The organism is Vibrio sp. 10N.261.46.A3 (assembly GCF_041472995.1).
Taxonomy (GTDB): Bacteria; Pseudomonadota; Gammaproteobacteria; order Enterobacterales; family Vibrionaceae; genus Vibrio; species Vibrio coralliirubri.
On sequence record NZ_JBFRRH010000025.1, the window covers coordinates 1 to 20,751 of the forward strand.

At 44.0% G+C, this 20,751-nt stretch carries 18 protein-coding genes, 1 tRNA gene and 1 other RNA gene; 15 read left to right on the forward strand and 5 right to left on the reverse strand.

The window, feature by feature from the left end:
• Positions 1-173: 173 nt before the first annotated feature.
• Positions 174-258 (reverse strand) — tRNA-Tyr (locus AB4484_RS06215).
• Between the two features lie 389 nt (positions 259-647).
• Here AB4484_RS06215 and AB4484_RS06220 point away from each other — a divergent pair.
• The 3 genes from AB4484_RS06220 to AB4484_RS06230 all read left to right on the forward strand — a co-directional run bounded on the left by AB4484_RS06220 (position 648) and on the right by AB4484_RS06230 (position 5,299).
• Positions 648-1,724 carry an efflux RND transporter periplasmic adaptor subunit gene (locus tag AB4484_RS06220; protein ID WP_372077055.1) on the forward strand — a complete coding sequence of 359 codons (1,077 nt, stop codon included), beginning with the start codon at positions 648-650 and terminating at the stop codon, positions 1,722-1,724.
• Positions 1,724-4,837 (forward strand): vibriobactin export RND transporter permease subunit VexH, encoded by a 3,114-nt coding sequence (gene vexH, locus AB4484_RS06225; RefSeq protein WP_372077057.1) that lies wholly within the window; start codon positions 1,724-1,726, stop codon positions 4,835-4,837. The genes AB4484_RS06220 and vexH overlap by 1 nt, the downstream gene beginning before the upstream one ends.
• A 141-nt stretch (positions 4,838-4,978) precedes the next feature.
• Positions 4,979-5,299: a DUF1244 domain-containing protein gene (locus tag AB4484_RS06230; protein ID WP_004736423.1), complete on the forward strand. Its 321-nt coding sequence runs from the start codon at positions 4,979-4,981 to the stop codon at positions 5,297-5,299.
• 93 nt (positions 5,300-5,392) lie between these two features.
• Here AB4484_RS06230 and AB4484_RS06235 read toward each other — a convergent pair whose 3' ends face one another.
• Positions 5,393-6,460, reverse strand: a complete 1,068-nt coding sequence (locus AB4484_RS06235) for a PLP-dependent cysteine synthase family protein (protein WP_017064069.1) — start codon at positions 6,458-6,460, stop codon at positions 5,393-5,395.
• Between the two features lie 129 nt (positions 6,461-6,589).
• Between AB4484_RS06235 and AB4484_RS06240 the strand changes: the two genes are divergently transcribed.
• A complete protein-coding gene (locus tag AB4484_RS06240) occupies positions 6,590-7,063 on the forward strand; it encodes an Lrp/AsnC family transcriptional regulator (RefSeq protein WP_050634810.1) in 474 nt (157 codons plus the stop codon).
• Between the two features lie 89 nt (positions 7,064-7,152).
• Positions 7,153-7,818, forward strand: a complete 666-nt coding sequence (locus AB4484_RS06245; protein ID WP_372077060.1) for a hypothetical protein — start codon at positions 7,153-7,155, stop codon at positions 7,816-7,818.
• Positions 7,819-7,951: 133 nt separating this feature from the next.
• Here AB4484_RS06245 and tesB read toward each other — a convergent pair whose 3' ends face one another.
• Entirely contained in the window at positions 7,952-8,812 is an 861-nt protein-coding gene (tesB, locus tag AB4484_RS06250; protein ID WP_029224039.1) for an acyl-CoA thioesterase II, read from the reverse strand.
• A 168-nt stretch (positions 8,813-8,980) separates the two neighbouring features.
• Between tesB and AB4484_RS06255 the strand changes: the two genes are divergently transcribed.
• Complete coding sequence (locus AB4484_RS06255; RefSeq protein WP_048609270.1) at positions 8,981-9,421, forward strand: YbaY family lipoprotein; 441 nt, start codon at positions 8,981-8,983, stop codon at positions 9,419-9,421.
• 75 nt (positions 9,422-9,496) lie between these two features.
• Here AB4484_RS06255 and AB4484_RS06260 read toward each other — a convergent pair whose 3' ends face one another.
• Positions 9,497-9,799, reverse strand: a complete 303-nt coding sequence (locus tag AB4484_RS06260) for an MGMT family protein (RefSeq protein ID WP_050622134.1) — start codon at positions 9,797-9,799, stop codon at positions 9,497-9,499.
• A gap of 51 nt (positions 9,800-9,850) precedes the next feature.
• Here AB4484_RS06260 and AB4484_RS06265 point away from each other — a divergent pair, with 51 nt between their 5' ends.
• The 5 genes from AB4484_RS06265 to AB4484_RS06285 all read left to right on the forward strand — a co-directional run bounded on the left by AB4484_RS06265 (position 9,851) and on the right by AB4484_RS06285 (position 14,558).
• The gene (locus AB4484_RS06265; RefSeq protein WP_017058953.1) at positions 9,851-10,594 is read left to right on the forward strand and encodes a hypothetical protein; all 744 of its coding nucleotides are present in this window, start codon (positions 9,851-9,853) and stop codon (positions 10,592-10,594) included.
• A gap of 196 nt (positions 10,595-10,790) precedes the next feature.
• An RNA gene (gene ffs, locus AB4484_RS06270) (signal recognition particle sRNA small type) lies at positions 10,791-10,887 on the forward strand.
• 119 nt (positions 10,888-11,006) lie between these two features.
• Entirely contained in the window at positions 11,007-11,630 is a 624-nt protein-coding gene (locus tag AB4484_RS06275; protein WP_372077064.1) for a Tn7 transposase TnsA N-terminal domain-containing protein, read from the forward strand.
• A 2-nt stretch (positions 11,631-11,632) separates the two neighbouring features.
• Entirely contained in the window at positions 11,633-13,495 is a 1,863-nt protein-coding gene (locus AB4484_RS06280) for a Mu transposase C-terminal domain-containing protein (protein WP_372077199.1), read from the forward strand.
• Complete coding sequence (locus tag AB4484_RS06285) at positions 13,446-14,558, forward strand: TniB family NTP-binding protein (RefSeq protein WP_372077066.1); 1,113 nt, start codon at positions 13,446-13,448, stop codon at positions 14,556-14,558. Before AB4484_RS06280 ends, AB4484_RS06285 begins: the two co-directional genes overlap by 50 nt.
• A gap of 3 nt (positions 14,559-14,561) precedes the next feature.
• Here AB4484_RS06285 and AB4484_RS06290 read toward each other — a convergent pair whose 3' ends face one another.
• A complete protein-coding gene (locus AB4484_RS06290) occupies positions 14,562-14,870 on the reverse strand; it encodes a helix-turn-helix domain-containing protein (protein ID WP_050634805.1) in 309 nt (102 codons plus the stop codon).
• Between the two features lie 100 nt (positions 14,871-14,970).
• Between AB4484_RS06290 and AB4484_RS06295 the strand changes: the two genes are divergently transcribed.
• The 4 genes from AB4484_RS06295 to AB4484_RS06310 all read left to right on the forward strand — a co-directional run bounded on the left by AB4484_RS06295 (position 14,971) and on the right by AB4484_RS06310 (position 20,695).
• Complete coding sequence (locus tag AB4484_RS06295) at positions 14,971-15,516, forward strand: hypothetical protein (protein ID WP_372077068.1); 546 nt, start codon at positions 14,971-14,973, stop codon at positions 15,514-15,516.
• Positions 15,510-16,892: a DEAD/DEAH box helicase gene (locus AB4484_RS06300; protein WP_372077070.1), complete on the forward strand. Its 1,383-nt coding sequence runs from the start codon at positions 15,510-15,512 to the stop codon at positions 16,890-16,892. Before AB4484_RS06295 ends, AB4484_RS06300 begins: the two co-directional genes overlap by 7 nt.
• Positions 16,893-16,977: 85 nt before the next feature.
• A complete protein-coding gene (hsdR, locus tag AB4484_RS06305) occupies positions 16,978-19,425 on the forward strand; it encodes an EcoAI/FtnUII family type I restriction enzme subunit R (RefSeq protein ID WP_372077072.1) in 2,448 nt (815 codons plus the stop codon).
• A 238-nt stretch (positions 19,426-19,663) separates the two neighbouring features.
• A complete protein-coding gene (locus AB4484_RS06310; RefSeq protein WP_372077074.1) occupies positions 19,664-20,695 on the forward strand; it encodes an Abi family protein in 1,032 nt (343 codons plus the stop codon).
• Positions 20,696-20,751 lie beyond the last annotated feature (56 nt).

Below are 20,751 nucleotides of genomic sequence, written 5' to 3' on the forward strand. Positions count from 1 at the left end.
GGATTCGAACCATCGAAGGCAGTGCCGGCAGATTTACAGTCTGCTCCCTTTGGCCACTCGGGAACCCCTCCAGGGTGTGTCTTACTCTTCACAAAGTAAGCCTAAATTGATGTTTTCCCATAAGCCCATCAATCAGGTTGTTCTCTTAACTCTTAAAAGAGGTAAGAAGAATATGGTGGAGGGAGACGGATTCGAACCATCGAAGGCAGTGCCGGCAGATTTACAGTCTGCTCCCTTTGGCCACTCGGGAACCCCTCCAGGGTGTTTTTTCCTAACTCATAATGGATAGGCTAAAGAGATGTTTTTCCCAACGCATCTCTCAAGTGCGGAGCGCATCATAGCAAACACGCTAAACGTGTAAAGGGTTTTTCTTATGGTTTTGTGTTAAATGCTGCCTTTTTGGGCAAAGATGGCGAAAAGTACGCATATTGCTCGTGAAGTGAACATCTGTACTAAGGTTTACGTACTGAGGGGTAACACCTTGAGGTGATTGGCTTTCTGTATTGTGTTCAATGTGTCTAAAGCGTGATGAAACGTAAATGGAATTTAATCTAGATTTACACTTCTTGACGTTACAGTATTCATTAGTTGATAGAATACGGTTAATTTCATTTATAGATAATAAATCTTACTTGCAGACCATTATTATGAAGCATAAATCTGTTTTAACCCTGCTTAGCTTGTCTATTCTTATGGCGTCTCCAGCCGTACTTGCTAAGCGTATGGGCCCTAGCACTGTCACTGTTGTTACTGAGCAGGTTGATACTCACCAAGTTAGCCAATCTCTTTCGTTGGTCGGTAAGTTAGAAGCCGAGCAATCAGTAATGATCACTTCTGAAGTGGCTGGCAGAGTGGACTCTATCAACATTAAAGCCAATCAAGATGTCACTAAAGGGCAGATGTTGGTTCAGCTTGATGACGACAAAGCGAAAGCGGCGGTTGCAGAAGCGCAAGCTTATCTAAAAGACGAGCAACGTAAGTTAGCGGAATTTCAACGCCTAGTGAAACGTAACGCGATCACGCAAACTGAAATTGACGCTCAGAAAACGAACGTAGAGATCGCCAATGCTCGTTTAGCTGCTGCAAATGCCAATCTGAAAGATCTTCACATCAGCGCGCCATTCTCGGGCACTGTTGGTTTTATCGACTTTAGCCGCGGTAAAATGGTTACAGCCGGTACTGAACTCGTGACCCTAGACGACCTATCGGTAATGCAATTAGATTTGCAGATCCCGGAGCGCTACCTTTCTAAACTGTCTAAAGGTATGAAAGTAACGGCTCGCACCAGCGCATGGGGCGACACTCAGTTCACTGGTACTGTAGTAGGCATTGATTCTCGTATTAACGCTGAAACCTTGAACCTTCGAGTTCGAATCCACTTCGATAACAATAATGATTATCTAAAGCCAGGCATGTTGGTGGCAGCGGATATGGACTTCCCACCAGTGGAAGCGCCAATCATTCCAGTTCAAGCGCTTGAGTATTCAGGTACGAAGCGTTTCGTTTATGTTATCGACGAAGATAATAAAGCAACTCGCACTGAAGTTTTCCTTGGGGCTCGTATTGATAACGAAGTCGTGATCGACAAAGGCATCGAAATTGGCCAGAAGATCGTGGTGCAAGGTATCGTGAACATGCGTGACGGCGTCTTGGTTCAAGAGCTTGCCGTTAATCGCCCAGCTGATGCAGCAAGTGATAAAAAAGCACAAGAAGGCGCTAACTAATGTTGTTATCTGATGTTTCTGTAAAGAGACCAGTAGCGGCCGTCGTATTGAGCCTACTATTGGTTGTGTTTGGTATTGTCTCTTTCAATAAGCTCGCGGTTCGTGAGATGCCAGATATTGAAAGCCCGGTAGTATCGATCAGTACTCGTTATGAGGGTGCGTCTGCCACCATCATTGAAAGCCAAATAACCTCCAATCTTGAAGACCAGTTATCCGGCATCAGTGGTATCGATGAGATCGAATCCACAACGCGTAACGGTATGTCGCGTATCACGATTACTTTTGAGCTCGGTTACGACCTCAATACCGGTGTGAGTGATGTTCGTGATGCGGTAGCTCGAGCGCAGCGTTCATTGCCAGATGAAGCCGACGACCCTATTGTTTACAAGAACAATGGTAGTGGTGAAGCTTCGGTTTACATCAACTTAAGTTCTACAGAGATGGACCGAACGCAGTTAACCGACTACACCGAACGTGTGTTGATTGACCGCTTTAGTTTGATTTCTGGCGTGAGCTCAGTGGATATCTCAGGTGGCTTGTACAAAGTAATGTACGTCAAGCTGAAACCTGCGCAGATGGCGGGTCGTGGCGTGACTACCTCGGACATCACATCTGCGTTGAACAGTGAGAACATTGAAAGCCCTGGTGGTGAAGTACGTAACGATGCGATTGTGATGTCGGTTCGTACTGCTCGTTCTTACACTGAAGCGGAAGACTTCGAATACCTAGTCGTTAAACGTGCCTCTGATAACACACCTATCTACTTGAAAGACGTAGCGGATGTTTACATTGGCGCAGAAAACGAGAACTCGACCTTTAAGAGTGACGGCGTTGTTAACGTAAGTATGGGTATTGTGCCTCAGTCAGATGCGAACCCACTTGAGGTGGCTGACTTAGTTCATAAAGAAGTCGAAGCAATTCAAAAGTTCTTGCCAGATGGTACTCGTTTAGCTGTCGATTATGACTCAACAGTCTTTATCGACCGCTCAATCTCAGAGGTATACAGCACACTCTTTATCACGGGTGGCTTGGTTATCCTTGTGCTTTACATCTTTATTGGTCAAGCACGTGCAACACTTATTCCAGCGGTAACCGTACCTGTATCTCTGATCTCGTCGTTTATTGCCGCGTACTACTTCGGTTTCTCTATTAACCTGATTACCTTGATGGCACTTATCCTGTCGATTGGTTTGGTGGTCGATGATGCGATCGTGGTGGTTGAGAACATTTTCCACCATATTGAACGTGGTGAGTCACCGCTGCTTGCTGCCTATAAAGGTACTCGTGAAGTAGGCTTCGCGGTAATCGCAACAACGCTTGTATTGGTAATGGTATTCCTGCCAATCTCGTTCATGGACGGCATGGTTGGTCTGTTGTTTACCGAGTTCTCTGTATTGCTTGCTATGTCGGTGATCTTCTCGTCGTTAGTCGCATTAACGTTAACGCCAGTGTTAAGCAGTAAAATCCTAAAAGCGAACGTTAAACCAAACCGTTTCAATTTGTTTGTCGAGCGCGTATTTGGCAAACTTGAATCTGGATACCGATCGGTATTGCGCCGTGCTCTAAACTGGCGTTGGGCGGCTCCAATCATCATTATCGCGTGTATGGGCGGTAGTTATGGCTTGATGCAACAAGTGCCGTCGCAACTGACGCCACAAGAAGACCGTGGTGTTATCTTTGCGTTTGTTCGTGGTGCCGATGCAACCAGTTACAACCGTATGTCTGCCAACATGGACATCGTTGAAGAGCGCTTAATGCCCTTGCTTGGTCAAGGCTTCTTGAAGTCATTCAGTATTCAATCACCAGCGTTTGGTGGTAATGCGGGCGACCAAACGGGCTTCGTAATCATGATCCTAGAAGATTGGGATGAGCGTGACGTTACCGCACAAGAAGCGTTGAACGAAGTTCGTAAATCGTTGAACGGCATTCCAGATGTGCGTGTATTCCCGTTCATGCCGGGCTTCAAAGGTGGTTCAAGTGAGCCTGTTCAATTCGTACTTGGCGGTTCTGATTACTCTGAACTGCAGAAGTGGGCAGAGATCTTAAAGCAAGCCGCTGAAGACTCTCCAATGATGGAAGGCGCGGACATCGATTACTCTGAGAAGACACCAGAGCTATTGGTAACCGTAGATAAGCAGCGTGCAGCAGAGCTAGGTGTTAGCGTTTCAGACATCTCAGATACGTTAGAAATCATGCTTGGCGGTCGCAGTGAAACGACCTTCGTTGACCGTGGTGAAGAGTACGACGTGTACCTGCGTGGTGATGAAAACAGCTTCAACAACGCGAACGACCTAAGCCAAATCTACATGCGAACCCAGTCTGGTGAGCTGGTTACACTCGATACGCTGACGCACATTGAAGAAGTGGCTTCATCGATTCGTTTGTCGCACTACAACAAGCAGAAATCGGTGACCATCAAGGCGAACCTAATGGAAGGTTACACGCTAGGTGACGCGCTCGATTTCCTTGATGAACAAGCGATTGAACAGCTACCCGGTGATATTTCAGTGAGCTACTCTGGCGAGTCAAAAGACTTCAAAGAGAACCAATCAAGTATCCTAGTGGTATTTGCGCTAGCGATGCTGGTCGCATACTTGGTACTGGCCGCGCAGTTTGAAAGCTTCATTAACCCGCTGGTGGTGATGTTCACCGTACCTATGGGTATCTTTGGTGGCTTCTTAGGCTTGGTGCTGATGAGTCAAGGGCTCAACGTCTACAGCCAGATTGGTATGATCATGTTGATCGGTATGGTAACCAAAAACGGTATCTTGATCGTTGAGTTTGCTAACCAACTTCGTGACCGTGGTATCGAGTTTGAAAAGGCGATCATTGATGCTTCGGCTCGACGCTTACGTCCAATCATGATGACGGCATTCACGACACTAGCCGGTGCAATCCCATTGATTACTTCAACGGGCGCAGGCTATGAAAGCCGAGTGGCTGTGGGTACGGTTATCTTCTTCGGTATGGGCTTTGCGACACTGGTCACTCTGTTCGTTATCCCTGCGATGTACCGACTGATTTCTGGCTCAACACGCTCTCCGGGTCACGTGGAAGCGGAGCTTAATAAAGAGCTTAGCCATGACAACGTGGGAAGAACCAGTCACGGTTAATGAACACGCACGATTAATGAACACGGAATAGTGTAACAATATTGAAAAGCCTGCGTTTGCTCCTAGCGAATTGCAGGCTTTTTTTGTATAACAAACAGAGCTCAACGAATTAATACAATAAATCGAATAAAGGAAAGTAAAGTGGCTGAATTTAAATACAAAGATCTTTCTCAAGAAGAACAAGATAAGCTGGATGCAGCAACCTTTCGTCGCCTGTTAGCACACCTAGATAACAATAAAGATGTGCAGAACATCGACCTTATGATCTTGGCGGGCTTCTGCCGTAACTGTTTCAGCAAGTGGTATAAAGCGGAAGCCGAGCAACAAGGCCTAGACTTGGATATCGATGACGCTCGTGAGCGTGTATACGGCATGACTTACGATGAGTGGAAACAAAACCATCAACCAAAAGCGACGCCTGAACAACTCGCGGCATTTGAAGCGAAGCAGAAGCCAGAGTAATTTGTTCTCGTTAGTGGCTGATTAATAGAATGAATAAACAAAAAGAGCCCATCAAGGGCTCTTTTTTATTTCTAACTACCGGCTTATATGAACTTAAGCCAACTCACCCGTTTGCGAGAAAGCTTCTAGCTTGGCTGCATAAGGTTGTAGGTCACCAATATTCAGATTTACCCACTCGTCATTGAAGTAAGTGTCTAGGTAACGCTCACCGCTGTCACACAGTAAAGTCACGATAGAACCTTTTTCTCCACGTGCTTTCATTTCACTGGCTAGCTGAAGCACACCGTACATGTTAGTACCGGTTGATGCGCCAACCTTACGGCCAAGAATGTCAGATAACCAATGTGTCGTTGCGATACTTGCTGCATCTGGAATTTTACGCATTTCGTCAACCACCCCAGGAATGAAGCTTGGTTCTGCTCGTGGGCGACCAATGCCTTCAATCTTGCTGAATGTACTGCCTTTCACGTTCGCATTGCCGGTTTGGAAGTATTCGTGGAATACGGAGTTCTCTGGGTCGACAACACAAAGCTTGGTTTCATGCTGTTGGTAGCGAATGAAACGGCCAATCGTCGCTGAAGTACCGCCAGTACCTGGACTCATTACTACCCAAGCCGGAACTGGGTGATCTTCCATCTGCATTTGATTGAAAATCGAGTTCGCGATGTTGTTGTTACCACGCCAGTCGGTTGCGCGCTCAGCGTAAGTAAACTGATCCATGTAGTGACCATTCAATTCTTCTGCTAAACGGCGAGACTCATCGTAAATTTCATCTGAGCGGTCAACAAGATGCGCTTGGCCGCCGTAGAATTCAATTTGCTCAATCTTCTTCTTCGCTGTGCATTTTGGCATTACCGCAATAAACGGTAGGCCAAGTAGGCGAGCAAAGTACGCTTCAGATACCGCAGTGCTACCCGATGAAGATTCAATGATTGTTGTTTCTGGACCAACCCAACCGTTACAGATAGCGTATAAGAAGAGAGAACGCGCTAAACGGTGCTTTAAAGAGCCTGTAGGGTGTGTGCTTTCATCTTTAAGGTAAACATCAATGCCTTCGATACTTGGTAGATCGAGCTTGATAAGGTGCGTATCCGCTGAGCGTTGGTAGTCCGCTTCAATTTTACGAATCGCGTTGTTAATCCATTGATGGTCAGTGCACATAAGCGTTCTCCTGATCGAGTGTAGGAATTCTTTGTAATTGGTATGGTTCTAATTTATCTATAATCCGAGAGAAAAACTTTGCCATATTTGCTTTGTTTTGCTTAAATTGTAGAAAATTATTCTCTTTAAATGCGATTTGGTGAAAGTGTGATAGATGCCGTAGATAAAAAAATATTAGGGTTACTGCAAGAAGACAGCACCCTGTCATTGAACGATATTTCTGAAGCGGTCAATCTCACCACAACGCCTTGTTGGAAAAGGCTTAAGCGCCTCGAAGAGAACGGCATTATTGAGAAAAGAGTCGCACTGTTGAACCCAGAAAAACTGGATCTTTCCTTTACTGCGTTCGTTTTAGTGAAAACCAGTAATCATTCTCATGAGTGGTATGGTCGTTTTGTGAATACTGTGTCGGAATTTCCAGAAGTGATGGAGTTCTATCGTATGGCTGGCGAATATGATTATATGATGAAGGTTCAGGTTAAAGACATGAAGTGCTTTGATGATTTCTATAAGCGCTTGGTGAATAGCATTGATGGTATCTCTAATGTGACCTCGACGTTTGCGATGGAACCATTGAAGTACACGACAGCATTGCCGCTTTAAGCTGCGCCTAGTAATAGATTAACTATCGCTTTAGTTTAGATATCTTCTCAGTTTAGATCTCGCCTCTGCGACAAAGAAAAGGATTATTCATGTTTGCAAAAGTATCTACCGCTATCCAGCTGGTATTGGCGGTCGCCATTTTTTACTTGGGTTACACCATCTACTCATTGACTAATAAAGTCGGTGAAATCGTTGATACTTATCCGCAAGTTATCGAAGACATATCGGGCCTCACGAAAGGGCTCAAAGTAGAAGAGCTATTAGCGCTTGCAGAACATGTCAGCGATCTTGCTCCTCAGGTGTTAAACACTGTCGAAGAAGTTAGAAAGACGATCGATGACGTGAATCAAACCATAGCCTCGGTCGACAACAAAATCCCTGCGATTTTAGATGAAGTCAAAAATGTTCGAACGGAAGTCGAGCAGGTAAGAACCGATGTTATTCCTCCAACATTAACGGAATTAAAGAGATACCGCGTAGACGTAATGCCACCAATGCTCGCTGAAAGTAAGTCTTACCGCGAACAGACTATTCCTGTCATCGTCACTGAATCTGAAATGCTACGAGCGGAAGTTCCAGGTATTTTGGCACAAGCTAACTTGTTAGCGGATAAGAGTAAAGAGCTCGCTCAGGGAGCCGCAGAGGGCGCGGTGAAAGGCGTAGTGTTATCGCCATTTAACCTACTGCGTGACGCAGGTGATGGCATTAAAACACGAGTTCAGAGCGAGTTTGAGCCAACATTAGAAGTTGAGTAGGTTTTATTGATTTTTATGTGACGGGTTGTCTTAAGCGTCATTAAAGAAAGAGGCTAGGTATTGAACCTAGCCTCTTTTTGTTTGTGCGTATTTGGGACTTGTAAGAAGCGTTTATTCGCTATTTATTTGAGCGCTACTTAGTAAAACGCATCACACCTTCTTGTACTGCTGTCGCTACCAGCTCACCTTTCTGGTTGAAGATCTCGCCGCGCACTAGGCCGCGAGTGTTCGCCGCCGTTGGGCTTTCAATCGCATAAAGCAGCCATTCATCCATCTTGAATGGGCGGTGGAACCAGATTGAATGGTCAATCGTCGCCACTTGAAAATTTGGCGTCATGATAGAGACTTCATGAGGGTGAAGCGCAGTCACTAAGAATCCCCAATCCGATGCGTAGGCAAGCAGGTATTGGTGGATCAATTGGTTGTCTGGCATCGCACCATTCGCTCTTACCCAGAGATACTGTTTCGCTTCCGTCTTCTTAGGTTTCAGTGGGTTTACCACCGTTACCGGACGCATTTCAATCGGCTTTTCGCCACAGAAGGTTTTGCGCAGTTTCTCTGGTAAGAATTCCGCGATGTGGCTCGCTAATTCAGTTTCTGAGGCAAAGTTCTCTGGTCCAGGAATATCAGGCATTGAAATCTGGTGTTCAAACCCTGGCGCATCGCCATGATAAGAAGCCGTGAGATAGAAAATAGGGCGGCCATTTTGAATCGCTTTCACACGGCGCGTGCTAAAGCTGCGTCCATCTCTTAGGTTCTCAACATCGTAAATGATTGGCTTTTCAGGATCGCCGGGAAACAGAAAATAACTGTGGAACGAGTGAACACTACGGTCGTCTTGAACGGTATAACGAGCGGCGGAAAGCGCTTGTCCCAATACCTGACCGCCGTATACCTGTGGTAGGCCTAGGTTCTCACTTTGCCCACGGAATAAACCTTCTTCCAGTTTTTCTAGCTGAAGTAAACTTAGTAATTCTTGTAAAGGTTGACTCATCGCCAGCATTCCTCTTCGTAAAATGGGTGTCAGATTATGGTGTTAATCATTTAGCTTAGTCAGATATCTGTCAATAAATCATAGGGTTTCAAGACAGAATATGAAAGCTCTCTTATAATTGGTCAGTAGATTTGCCGAGTCCGGCAAACATGTTGAGAGAAATTGAATATGAAAAAGGCTCTAATTCTTATTACGTCTTTAGTATCGTTTGGCCTACTTGTTGGTTGCCAAGCAACATCAGAAACGAACGCTTCTCAAGAAGTGGTTGCAGAGAACACTCAAGTGATTTCAGGAACAGTAAGCTACCGTGAAAGAATTGCATTGCCAGAGAATGCAGTAGTTACCGTTACGCTAGAAGATATCTCACTGGCTGACGCACCATCGACGGTTATCGCAACTCAAGAGTTCACCACAGACGGTAAGCAAGTACCGTTCGCATTCGAGCTAAGCTACGACAACGACAAAATTAAAGCTAACCACCGTTACAACATGCGCGCATCGATTCATGTTGACGGCAAACTGCGTTTCACTACTGATACGATTAAGTCAGTAATTACTGATGTAGAAAATACACAGCAAGCAGACCTGCGTTTGGTTGGTGTTCGTTAATCAGAAATCGATGCCACTGTTAAGGCATATTGATAGGCTTAACTTAGCCAGTTGAATTTACGATTAGTGGCAGCTCTAGGGCTGCCATTTGTATATTCTGAGTTTAACTTTTCCTGCATCACTCACCTCAATCCCTTCTTTAACCAAATGCTGCTTTTGTCGGTCGAACGAATCACCCTTTAAAGATATTTCACCCTTGCTGTTTATCACTCGATACCAAGGCAGTTTGCTACCTTCTGGCAGGTTACCCAGCGCTTTACCAACATGGCGCGCATAGCCCGGAAATCCTGAAAAACGTGCTATGTCTCCATAAGTTGTTACTTTCCCATATGGAATTTGGTGAATCACAGCAAAGATTTGGCTCAAAAATTGGTCCATACTAAATGTTCCTAGTTCATTAATACCACGGATCGGTAGAAGGAGAGGGCTATGGTATTTACAACGTTTCAGTTCTTGATCACCACATTATTAGCGGTTGTTTGCGCGAGAGCAATCAGTTTAAGTGAGGGAGATATCCCGGTGCTTGCAATGGTCATTCCTGCCTTATGGATTTTACCGCAGGGGGGCATAGCAGGATTAGCTTTGCTTGTTTCCATGACCACTTATGGTCTAACCCTTCCTTTGCAGCCCATCACGCTGTCTGTCAGTGCGTGGGTACTATTCCCGCTATTGATGGTGGTCTTCTCAAGACGCAGTAGTTTGTCGGTCGTGATTATTTCCGGCTTGATTGTGACTACTTTGCAGGTCGGGATCATGGTCACGCAATCAGCAGGCAAGCTTGAAGGCGTCCCGTGGGTTACCACACTTCAGACCTTATCTATCATCGTGATTTGGTGGGCGGCAAATCATCTTAAGCCAGCCAGCCGACACAGCTGGTGGTCATTAGGCTTAATACTTCCATTATGGATAGCCGATTTACCTTATGCTGCTTTGGTGGCCTTGTGTATAACGGGCATCATGGCATCGATGGAAACGCTGACGCGCTTGAAAACCTTCCGCTGGAATAAACTACTGTGTTGGACACTGCCAACGGTCGGTTTTGCGGCTCTGGTGATTACTCCAAGCATCGAAGTACCGAGCCCTGTCTTTGTGGTGTGGTTGTGTCTATTAGGTACCGCGTGGATGACAGACTACATCATTCGCACAGAAGATAACGAAGACATCGATATCTAGCACTCCAGCAATCCAAATCTTCCAAATGCGGGTAAATGGTGAATTTACCTGCGATTTTCTAATGGTTTGAATAAAGGATAAGCACTTAGACCGCAATTGTTCAAAAATAGGGTGGAAGGGCTTGCAATGGTTGCTGTGATGCTTAATAATCCAATCACTCTTTGAGGCAAGCCTCTTAGAAAACGAATCTATGGGGGCCTGGTCCTCCCGCAACAATAGCTCGTGAACTCGGTCAGGCCTGGAAGGGAGCAGCCGCAGCGAGTGACTTGTGTGCCGGGATGTGGCTGGGTTCCCACCCCTTATGAAGCCTGCAATATATGTTCGCATAAATTGCAGGCTTTCTTCATATTTGCACCATAAGTCTTCATAGTCTATTTTTTTGTTGTAGGTTTACAACAAAAGTGATTTTGCTATGTTCGACCAAACCAAGAAATCATCTCACGTACACAACATCTGTAAGTTCATGAGCTTGAAGAGTGATGCGGTTGTTCGCACTCTCTCCATTCTGGAGTTCGATTTCTGCTTTCACCTCGAATATAACGCAAACATTAAAAGTTTTACCTCTCAACCTTTCGGCTTCCACTATCAATTCAATAATCGTAAGTGCCGATATACCCCAGACTTTTTAGTAACAGATCACAACGAGCAGTCAACCCTCTTCGAAGTAAAGCACTCTAGTCAGATTCTCAAACCTGATTTCAGGAATAGATTTGAAGAGAAACAAAGAGTTGCGTTGAATGAGTTCAACAGACGCTTAGTTTTGGTTACTGAAAAGCAAATTAGAATGGGAGCAACTTTAGATAACTTTAAGCTGTTACATCGTTACTCCGGATTGCGAACCGTGACTGAGTTTCAAAAGTTAGTGTTGGCGTTTATTCAACGTAAACAAATGGTGAAGTTACAAGAGGTGTCTTTGTATTTCGGTTTATCGGAGCAGGACACACTTATTTCTACTCTACCTTGGATCTCTTCGGGGCAAGTTAAAACAGACCTAAACGGCATTGGCTTTGGTCTCGAAACTTACGTTTGGTGTTAACTATGCCATCGGACTCTAATAACATTTTTGGGTTCTTTGATGAATTTGAAGCTTCAGAAGGAGAACCTCAGCAACTTCCAATAGAGCTAATTCAAGAACCTATTGAAATTTCTTCGACTATTGATTCTCAATCACCGAAGGTACAGCAAGAAGTTATCCGTCGTATCAAAATCATCGCGTTCGTAGAGAAGCGTTTAAAAGGCGGATGGACCGAGAAAAACTTGAACCCTCTCTTAAGTCTCGTGGAATCAGAATTACAGCTCACTCCCCCGAGTTGGAGAACTTTAGCAACTTGGAAAAAATCCTACTTTGAAGCGGGTAGAGAACCATGGGCACTCATACCCAAGCATACGTATAAGGGTAACAGCCGAGGAGAAATGGATTCACAAGCCTTGATTAATGAGGCGATTAAGAACGTATACCTGACTCGCGAACGGCTAAGTGTCGCAGAAGCATACCGATACTATAAGAGTCGAGTGATTCAAATAAATCGAGAGATTGTCGAAGGGAAAATCAAGCCAATTGCCGAACGCTCTTTTTATAATCGAATACATACCCTACCTCCTTATGAAGTCGCGATTGCAAGGTTTGGTAAACGATTTGCAAATCGAAAGTTTCGAGCAGTTGGCCAACAAGTAGCTGCGACAAAACCAATGGAATATGTCGAAATTGACCATACCCCAGTACCAGTTATTCTGATTGATGATGAGTTAGATATTCCTTTGGGACGACCCTATTTGACGATGCTTTATGACCGCTTCAGTAAATGTATCGTTGGGTGCAGTATCAACTTTAGAGAGCCTAGTTTTGACTCTGTCAGGAAGGCGTTATTGAACTCGCTACTAGATAAGAGTTGGGTAAAGCAAAGATATCCATCTATTGATAATGAATGGCCTTGCCACGGTAAGATTGATTGTTTAGTTGTCGACAATGGTGCCGAGTTTTGGAGCCAAAGCTTAGAAGATTCTTTACGACCTCTAGTGTCTGATATCCAATACAGCCAAGCTGCTAAACCTTGGCGAAAGTCAGGGATCGAAAAGCTGTTTGATCAGATGAACAAAGGGTTAGTGAACGCACTGCCTGGAAAAACGTTCACCAATCCTACTCAGCTACAAGATTACAACCCAAAGAAGGATGCGGTGGTTAGAGTTTCCGTGTTTCTTGAGTTGTTTCATAAGTGGATTGTCGACTATTACCATATGGCACCTGATTCAAGAGAGCGTGACATTCCATACCACAAGTGGAATCAATCGGAATGGATTCCCTCATACTACAGTGGTACTGAGAAGGAGCAGTTGAAAGTTGAACTAGGTTTGCTTAGACACCGAACCATTGGAGTGGCAGGGATCAGGCTTCATAACCTACGCTATCAGTCCTCAGAACTTATTGAATACCGTAAATATTGGGCGTCCAACAATGGCAAAAAGCTGTTTGTTAGGACCAAAACAGACCCATCTGATATCAGCTATATCCATGTTTATCTAGAATCGGAAAAGAGGTACATAAAAGTTCCAGCTGTAGACAACAGCGGATATACAAAAGGGCTGTCGCTTTTTGAACACGAGCGCATACAAAAAGTACGCAGGCTTAACACTAAGCAGCTTGCTGATGATGAGGCGCTTGCGGATACATTTCTGTATATGAAAAAACGTATTCAGGAAGAAACCGATAGGTTCCGCAGTGCCAAAAGTAATAAGGCTAGCTTGCCTAAAACGGGCAATACTTCGAAATTAGCAAAGTTTAATGATGTGGGCTCAGACGGACCAGGCTCAATCAATACGACTCCAGTAAAACAAGAAACCACGGTAGTGTTCGATGTCTCAGAGCAATTATCTGATGATTTTGAAGATATTGAGGGGTATTAATTTGAACTTAACGTCTAGTCAGTTTGAGCAGCTAAGATCCTTTGAAACCAGTTTTATCGAGTACCCTGCAATAACTGAAATCTACTCCATTTTCGATCAACTTCGTTTTAATCACTCCCTTGGCGGTGAACCGGAGTCTTTCTTGTTAACTGGTGAGGCCGGAAGTGGAAAGACGGCTTTGATTAACAACTATCTATCACGCTTCCCGCCTAGTTCAACTTGGAGTAAACAACCTGTTCTTAGCACCAGAGTTCCAAGCCGCATAAATGAACAGAACACGCTTACGCAGTTTTTAGTCGATTTAGATGGAAAGTCAGGTGGAAGAGGTACCCGACGACGTAATGAAATTGCTCTTGGTGAGGCTGTTGTAAAGCAACTTAAACGTAAATCTGTTGAGCTAATTATCGTCAATGAAATTCAAGAGCTTGTGGAGTTTTCTACAGCAGAAGAAAGGCAAGCTATTGCTAATACGTTCAAATATATAAGTGAAGAAGCAAAAGTCTCGTTTGTGCTGGTTGGTATGCCATATGCTGATGTAATAGCGACAGAGCCGCAATGGAACTCACGATTAAGTTGGAGACGAAAGATTAACTATTTCAAGCTGTTGAAAGCTAACAGCCATTCGAGTGGAACGGCATCTTATAGTTTTGACTTGGAGCAAAAAAAGCACTTTGCTAAATTTGTCGCTGGTTTGAGTGCGAGAATGGGCTTTGATGAACCGCCGGTGCTTACAAAAAATGAAGTGTTATATCCTTTGTTTATTATGTGTAGAGGGGAGTGCCGAGCGTTAAAGCACTTCTTGAAAGACGCACTACTTATGAGTTTCAGTGAGAACGTTGATACGATAGATAAAGCGATATTGTCACGTACCTTTTCATTTAAGTTCCCCTACTTGGACAACCCTTTTAATTGTTCTATCGAGGAGCTTCGTCTTCATCAAATTGACTCTGGATCGTCTTACAACCTGAATGCCATTGCCGTAGAAGATAAGATACTTGCTCCGCGATTTACGGATGCAATTCCATTGAATATGTTATTGAGCAAAAATGGACTTAAAGCTTAAGTATTACTTTTCGCTCTTTAGGTTCTCCAGTAACACCGCCTTCTCTTCATCACTCATCTTATCAATGGCGCACGCTAACTCAGCGCTCAATTCGCTCCTACAGAAAAAGTAGTTTAGCGGCACATCTAACTCTTCAGCCATACGTTCAAGCGTACCAATATCGGGTACATGTCTGCCTTTCTCGTAATGATTCATACGACCGCTCGCAGAACTTTGCTCCATACCAATTTTCACCCCTAAATCTTTTTGGGTGATCTTGGCTTTTTTACGCGCAGCTTTGAGCCTCGCTGGGATGGGGTTGTCTTTTTGCACTTACACATTTCTTTTCAACCTTTAGATAACTTAGATTGTCTAAGTTTTACTGATTTTTGTATACTTAGCAATCCTAAGTTTTGTTGCCTGTAAGAGTCACATGAAGAAAGTAACCAGAATTAACCCTCACATGTTTAACCTATTGATTGAAAAAGGGATGGACCATTTCTCCGTCACAGAAGCTAGAGATGCTTTGCTAAACAGTACTTCAGCCTTCCCGAAAAAGGACGATGCGCGGAAGTATGTTTATAAGCAAATTCTATCATTTGAGGAGAAAGGCTGGCTTTCTGTTATTGGGACTCGTAGAGACAAGCGCTACCATCAAACTAACGAATTCAAGGCGCTCACAATTGAGCCTAGAGTGGCTAGAAATAGGAAAGCTAAAGTCGATTCAATAGCTGTTCAGACTCCAAAGTGCTCTCTAAATGCATTAGCGCAAGAGAAGATGCAACATGAAGGGGAGTTGGCGATTACTCTAGGCGAGATTGAGGAGTACCAATCATTATTGACGCGTTTCCCAAATAACAAGCAAGATCTGCAACCGCTATTTAATGCAGCAAGAGAACGCTCAGCCAAGCTATTAGGCAGAATTAATGCACTAACCAACTGGATGCAAGTCGCACAAAGCAAGGCCCCTCAATGTTAAGAGCATGGCAAGCCGAGTGTGCAGCTCAAGCTATCGAGAAATTCACGTTAAACAAGCATTCACACTTCTTCTGCCAAGCGACCCCTGGAGCGGGTAAAACCGTTATGGCCGCCGAGGTCGCGAGTCGGTTATTTGAACAAGGCATGATTGACTTAGTGCTGTGTTTCTCTCCTTCACTGACTGTTGCAGAAGGGATGCAAAAGACCTTTTCATGGAAACTGGAATGTCCCTTTAATGGAGGCTTGGGTTCTCTTGGGGGTTCTTATACCTATCAATCCATCCGTTTTTTAGATCAAAACTTCTGGAGCACCGTCAGTAAGTATCGAGTACTAGTGGTATTTGATGAGATCCACCATTGTTCGTTTGATGACGAGGGGCGGTCAAACTCATGGGGGCTAGAAATTGTCTCGAAGATCCAAGGCTTTGCTCATTATACTTTGGCGCTGTCAGGCACTCCTTGGCGCTCTGACCGACTACCGATTGTTATGGCTGAGTATTCCGATCCTGAGGGCAAGGTTGTTTGCGATTACCAATACGGCTTGCAACAGGCCGTTGAAGATAAGGTATGCCGCCGTCCTAAAATCGTTTTAATCGATAATGAACACCTGAGTGTTAAGGCTGGCAGTGAAAATCAACACTTCGCTTCTATTATTGATTGCCTTAAACAATCCGATGTCTCTTATCAAAGCGTCATTCACAACGAAGATGCTATGAACTTCATATTAAATAGTGGGTGCCAAAAGCTAGCGCAGATAAGGCAAGAGTCCCCAAATGCTGGAGGCTTAGTGGTTGCATCTTCTATTAAGCACGCTAAAGACATTCAAAAGCGACTTGTTGAGCACTTTAATCAATCAGCATGCATAGTGACTTATCACCATGATGACCCGTTAAATGAAATTGAGTCTTTTCGTCACTCAAAGGTTCAGTGGATAGTCAGTGTTGGGATGATAAGTGAAGGAACGGATATTCCAAGGCTGCAGGTTTGCTGCCATATGAGTTCGGTAAAAACGGAACTTTACTTTAGGCAAGTGCTCGGGCGAATTTTGAGAGTCAATGACTCACCCAATCAAGAGGCGTGGTTGTATACCTTTGCCGAAGAAAGTTTGATTGGGTTTGCTGAAAGAATTGAGCAGGATATTCCAGAGTCGTGTCTATTTATTAAATCGAATGAACAGACTGATGAATCAGATAAGGCGCAGAGTGTTACCCCTACAGATTTTTCGTACGATAAGATTATGGTATCTGGGGAGTCCTCAACTCAACTAAATTGGTCAAAAATCGATGGGGTTCAAAACGCTTTTTACTCTGATTTCGAAGGTTATGATGAGTTACGTTTAGGTGATTTTAAACAAAGAGTTATCGCAACATTCACTTAATCACACCGTGAATAATGCGCACTCGGATTTATATTGGCTTTACGATATACTGATTAGCTATTGAGTCTCTCTACGAGTAATCCGAATGGTCAGCAGTATTAATAAAGCTAAGTTATCTGAAACCGACATCATTACCAAATTCATACTTCCTGCGATTAAAGAGGCAGGGTGGGATGATATGACTCAGATTCGCCAAGAGGTGAAACTGCGCGATGGTAAGGTGATCGTTCGTGGCCAAGCTGCTGCTCGTCAAAAAGTAAAATCAGCTGATATCGTTCTTTATCATAAGCCTAGTATGCCGCTTGCAGTGATTGAGGCAAAAGCCAATAAGCATGAAGTTGGTAAAGGCATGCAACAAGGCATGGTATACGCTGGCCTGCTAGAGGTGCCATTCGTTTTTGCATCGAATGGTGATGGTTTTATTTTCCGAGACTTAACCAACCCAACTCAACTTGAAACGGAAATTCGCTTAGAGGATTTCCCAACACCTCAGCAGTTGTGGGAAAAGTATTGTGCTTGGAAAGGGTATAAAGAAGAACATCTGCCAATTATCACCCAAGATTACCATGATGATGGCAGCGGTAAATCACCGCGTTACTACCAGCTTCAAGCTATCAACAAAACAGTAGAGGCCGTTGCTGCTGGCCAAGACAGAGCCTTACTAGTCATGGCGACGGGTACAGGTAAAACCTACACCGCATTTCAAATTATCTGGCGACTTTGGAAAGCTAAAGCCAAGAAGCGAATTCTGTTCCTAGCGGATAGAAATATTCTTGTCGATCAAACTAAAACGAATGATTTTCAGCCGTTTGGCACGGCAATGACAAAAATTACAGGTCGCAAAGTCGACCCTGCCTTTGAGGTTCATCTAGCGCTTTATCAAGCGCTTACGGGGCCAGAAGAAGAACAAAAAGCCTACAAGCAAGTCGACCCTAACTTCTTTGACTTAATCATCATTGACGAGTGCCACCGTGGTAGTGCTTCAGAAGACAGCGCTTGGCGTGAAATTCTTGAATACTTTAGCAGTGCGACTCAAGTCGGTTTAACGGCAACACCAAAAGAGACCGATGAAGTATCTAACATCGAGTACTTTGGCGATCCAATTTATACCTACTCTCTTAAAGAAGGTATTGAGGATGGCTTCTTAGCCCCTTATAAGGTCGTTCGTGTCGATATTGATGTGGATGTCCAAGGTTGGCGACCAACCAAAGGGCAAACCGATAAAAATGGCGAAGTGATAGAAGACCGAATCTACAACCAAAAAGATTTTGATCGCACTATGGTTATTGATGAGCGTACAGAGCTTGTTGCACAAACCATTACCAACTATCTGAAACGTACCGACCCAATGGCCAAAACCATCGTGTTCTGTAACGACATCGATCATGCTGATCGCATGCGCCGTGCGTTAGTAAACCTGAATCTAGAACAGGTTAAGAAGAACGATAAATACGTAATGAAAATTACGGGCGATGATGACATTGGCAAAGATCAGCTAGACAATTTTATCAATCCTAAGAAAAAGTATCCTGTTATTGCCACGACTTCAGAGCTAATGACGACGGGAGTTGATGCAAAAACCTGTAAGCTAGTAGTGCTTGATCAAGGTATTCAATCGATGACCAAGTTTAAGCAAATCATTGGTCGTGGTACTCGTATTGATGACCGTTATGGCAAGCTTTGGTTCACTATCTTGGATTTCAAAAAAGCGACAGAATTGTTTGCTGATGAACGCTTCGACGGAACTCCAGAACGCGTGAAGGTCACGACTCCAGAGCAGTTCGAAGATGAAGAAGGTTTAGATGACATTATCGACGGCGTTGATGATGTCGATGCTGAGAACCCATTTGGTGATGAAGACATTGACCTTGGCTCAATTCAAGAGCCAGAGGCTACCTATGGTGAAGGTTTTGGAAACTCCCCTGAAAGTACAGGCGGTGCAGACGATTGGGATGATGATAATCGAGTTCGCAAATTCCATGTGAATGGAGTTCCAGTAAAAGCGCTTGCTGAACGTGTTCAATATTACGATTCAGACGGTAAGCTTGTGACCGAGTCATTTAAAGACTACACCCGTAAAACCATGGTGAAACAGTTCTCTTCTTTAGATGAGTTCACCAAGCGTTGGAACGAGTCTGACCGCAAGCAAGCTATTATCGATGAGCTAGCCGAAGCCGGTATTCTATGGGAAGCGCTAGAAGACGAAGTGGGTAAAGACATGGACCCATTCGATATGATTTGCCATGTCGTTTACGATCAACCCGCTTTAACTCGTAAAGAGCGCGCCGATAACGTGAAAAAGCGTAACTACTTCACTAAATATGGCGATACAGCGCAGCAGGTTCTGAACAACCTTCTTGATAAGTATGCCGATGAAGGTGTGCAAGAGATCGAAAACATTCATGTTCTTAAAGTGAAACCTTTCGATGAAATGGGCAGACCGTTAGAAATCATTAAGAAAGGCTTTGGTGGCAAACCTCAATACCTTGAGGCTGTACACGATTTAGAAATGGCTATTTACCAATTAGCGTAATATACGTCACAATTATTTAAATACCTAAAATACACAATATGTAGCGCCTGAATTTTTATCTATGCAGATATGTGGTGTTTTGTGGGGTGTATTTCTATTTTGATTTTGTTTTCCTGTCATCACTTTTGTTGACTAGGTCGCGATTATCAATAATACTTCATCGCAATAGTGCCCAGTCCCCTGTTTTTGAAGTTATCTTAAGAGATAACTTTGAAATCAAGGCTGGGCGTTCTCGTTTTTGGAAGCTAAGAAGTTAAAGCCCAAGGAACTAAGGATTGTAATGGCTCTCATCCCACCTAAAGAATTTAAACATTATGAAGAACTCGTTGATACATTATCCCAACGAGGGATGATTATCGGTGATGATGAGCGAGCTAAGCGTAAGTTGGCTCAAGTTGGTTACTATCGTTTGAGTGGTTTTTGGTATCCAGCAAGAGAGATAGAGCGAAATGAGCAAGGTACTGTGATTGAATGTCCTCATCTAAAGCGCCCTAAACGTCTTAATGAATTTTTACCAGAGACGAGTTTTGATGATGTATTTAGCCTCTATTTGTTAGATAAAAAACTCCGTATCGCTATGCTCGATGGATTAGAGCGCATTGAAGTTTTTGTACGTAGTGTTATTGCCCATGAGCTTGGCCGTGGCAAGCGCAAAGAGGCAGGAACTGGACTCGACATTCCAGAACCGTTAGCGTGGAAAGACCCTGAATATATCAATGGTAAGTTCTTAAAAAAGCGTGGCCATAAACCAAGTTTGTGGGAAGAGTGGCAAAGTAAGCACAGTAAATTAATAGAACGAAGCCGTGAAGATTGTATTGTGTGGCACAAGCGTAATAATAAAGAAATGCCATTTTGGGTTGTGATTGAAGCATGGGATTTTGGAACCATGTCAAAGTACTACGGTATGTTAAATGATAAATACCGCCAAAGAATCTGTGCTCGTTTAGGGATCTCTGATAAAAGAGAAACGGGTGTATTACAAGCATGGCTAATGGAAATGAACATCCTTCGTAATCGATGTGCCCACCATACTCGAATTTGGAATCAGCAATCGTCAAAAGTGCTCGCTTTACCTTCACATGAAAAATTTGATGATATTCGAGGCAATCACAATACACTGACTCGCTTATATGGGGTTATTCGTGCCATGTGGTTTCTAATTGAGCAGATAGGTCCAAGTTCATGTTGGATGAAAGAAGTTGAATCTCTAATTAACGCCTTACCCACAGTCCCTGGCTGCCATCAATCTTCAATTGGGCTCCCTTCTTAATCCATTCCATTAAATAGACATGATTACCCTGAATATCACGGCGGATTTAAGCTATA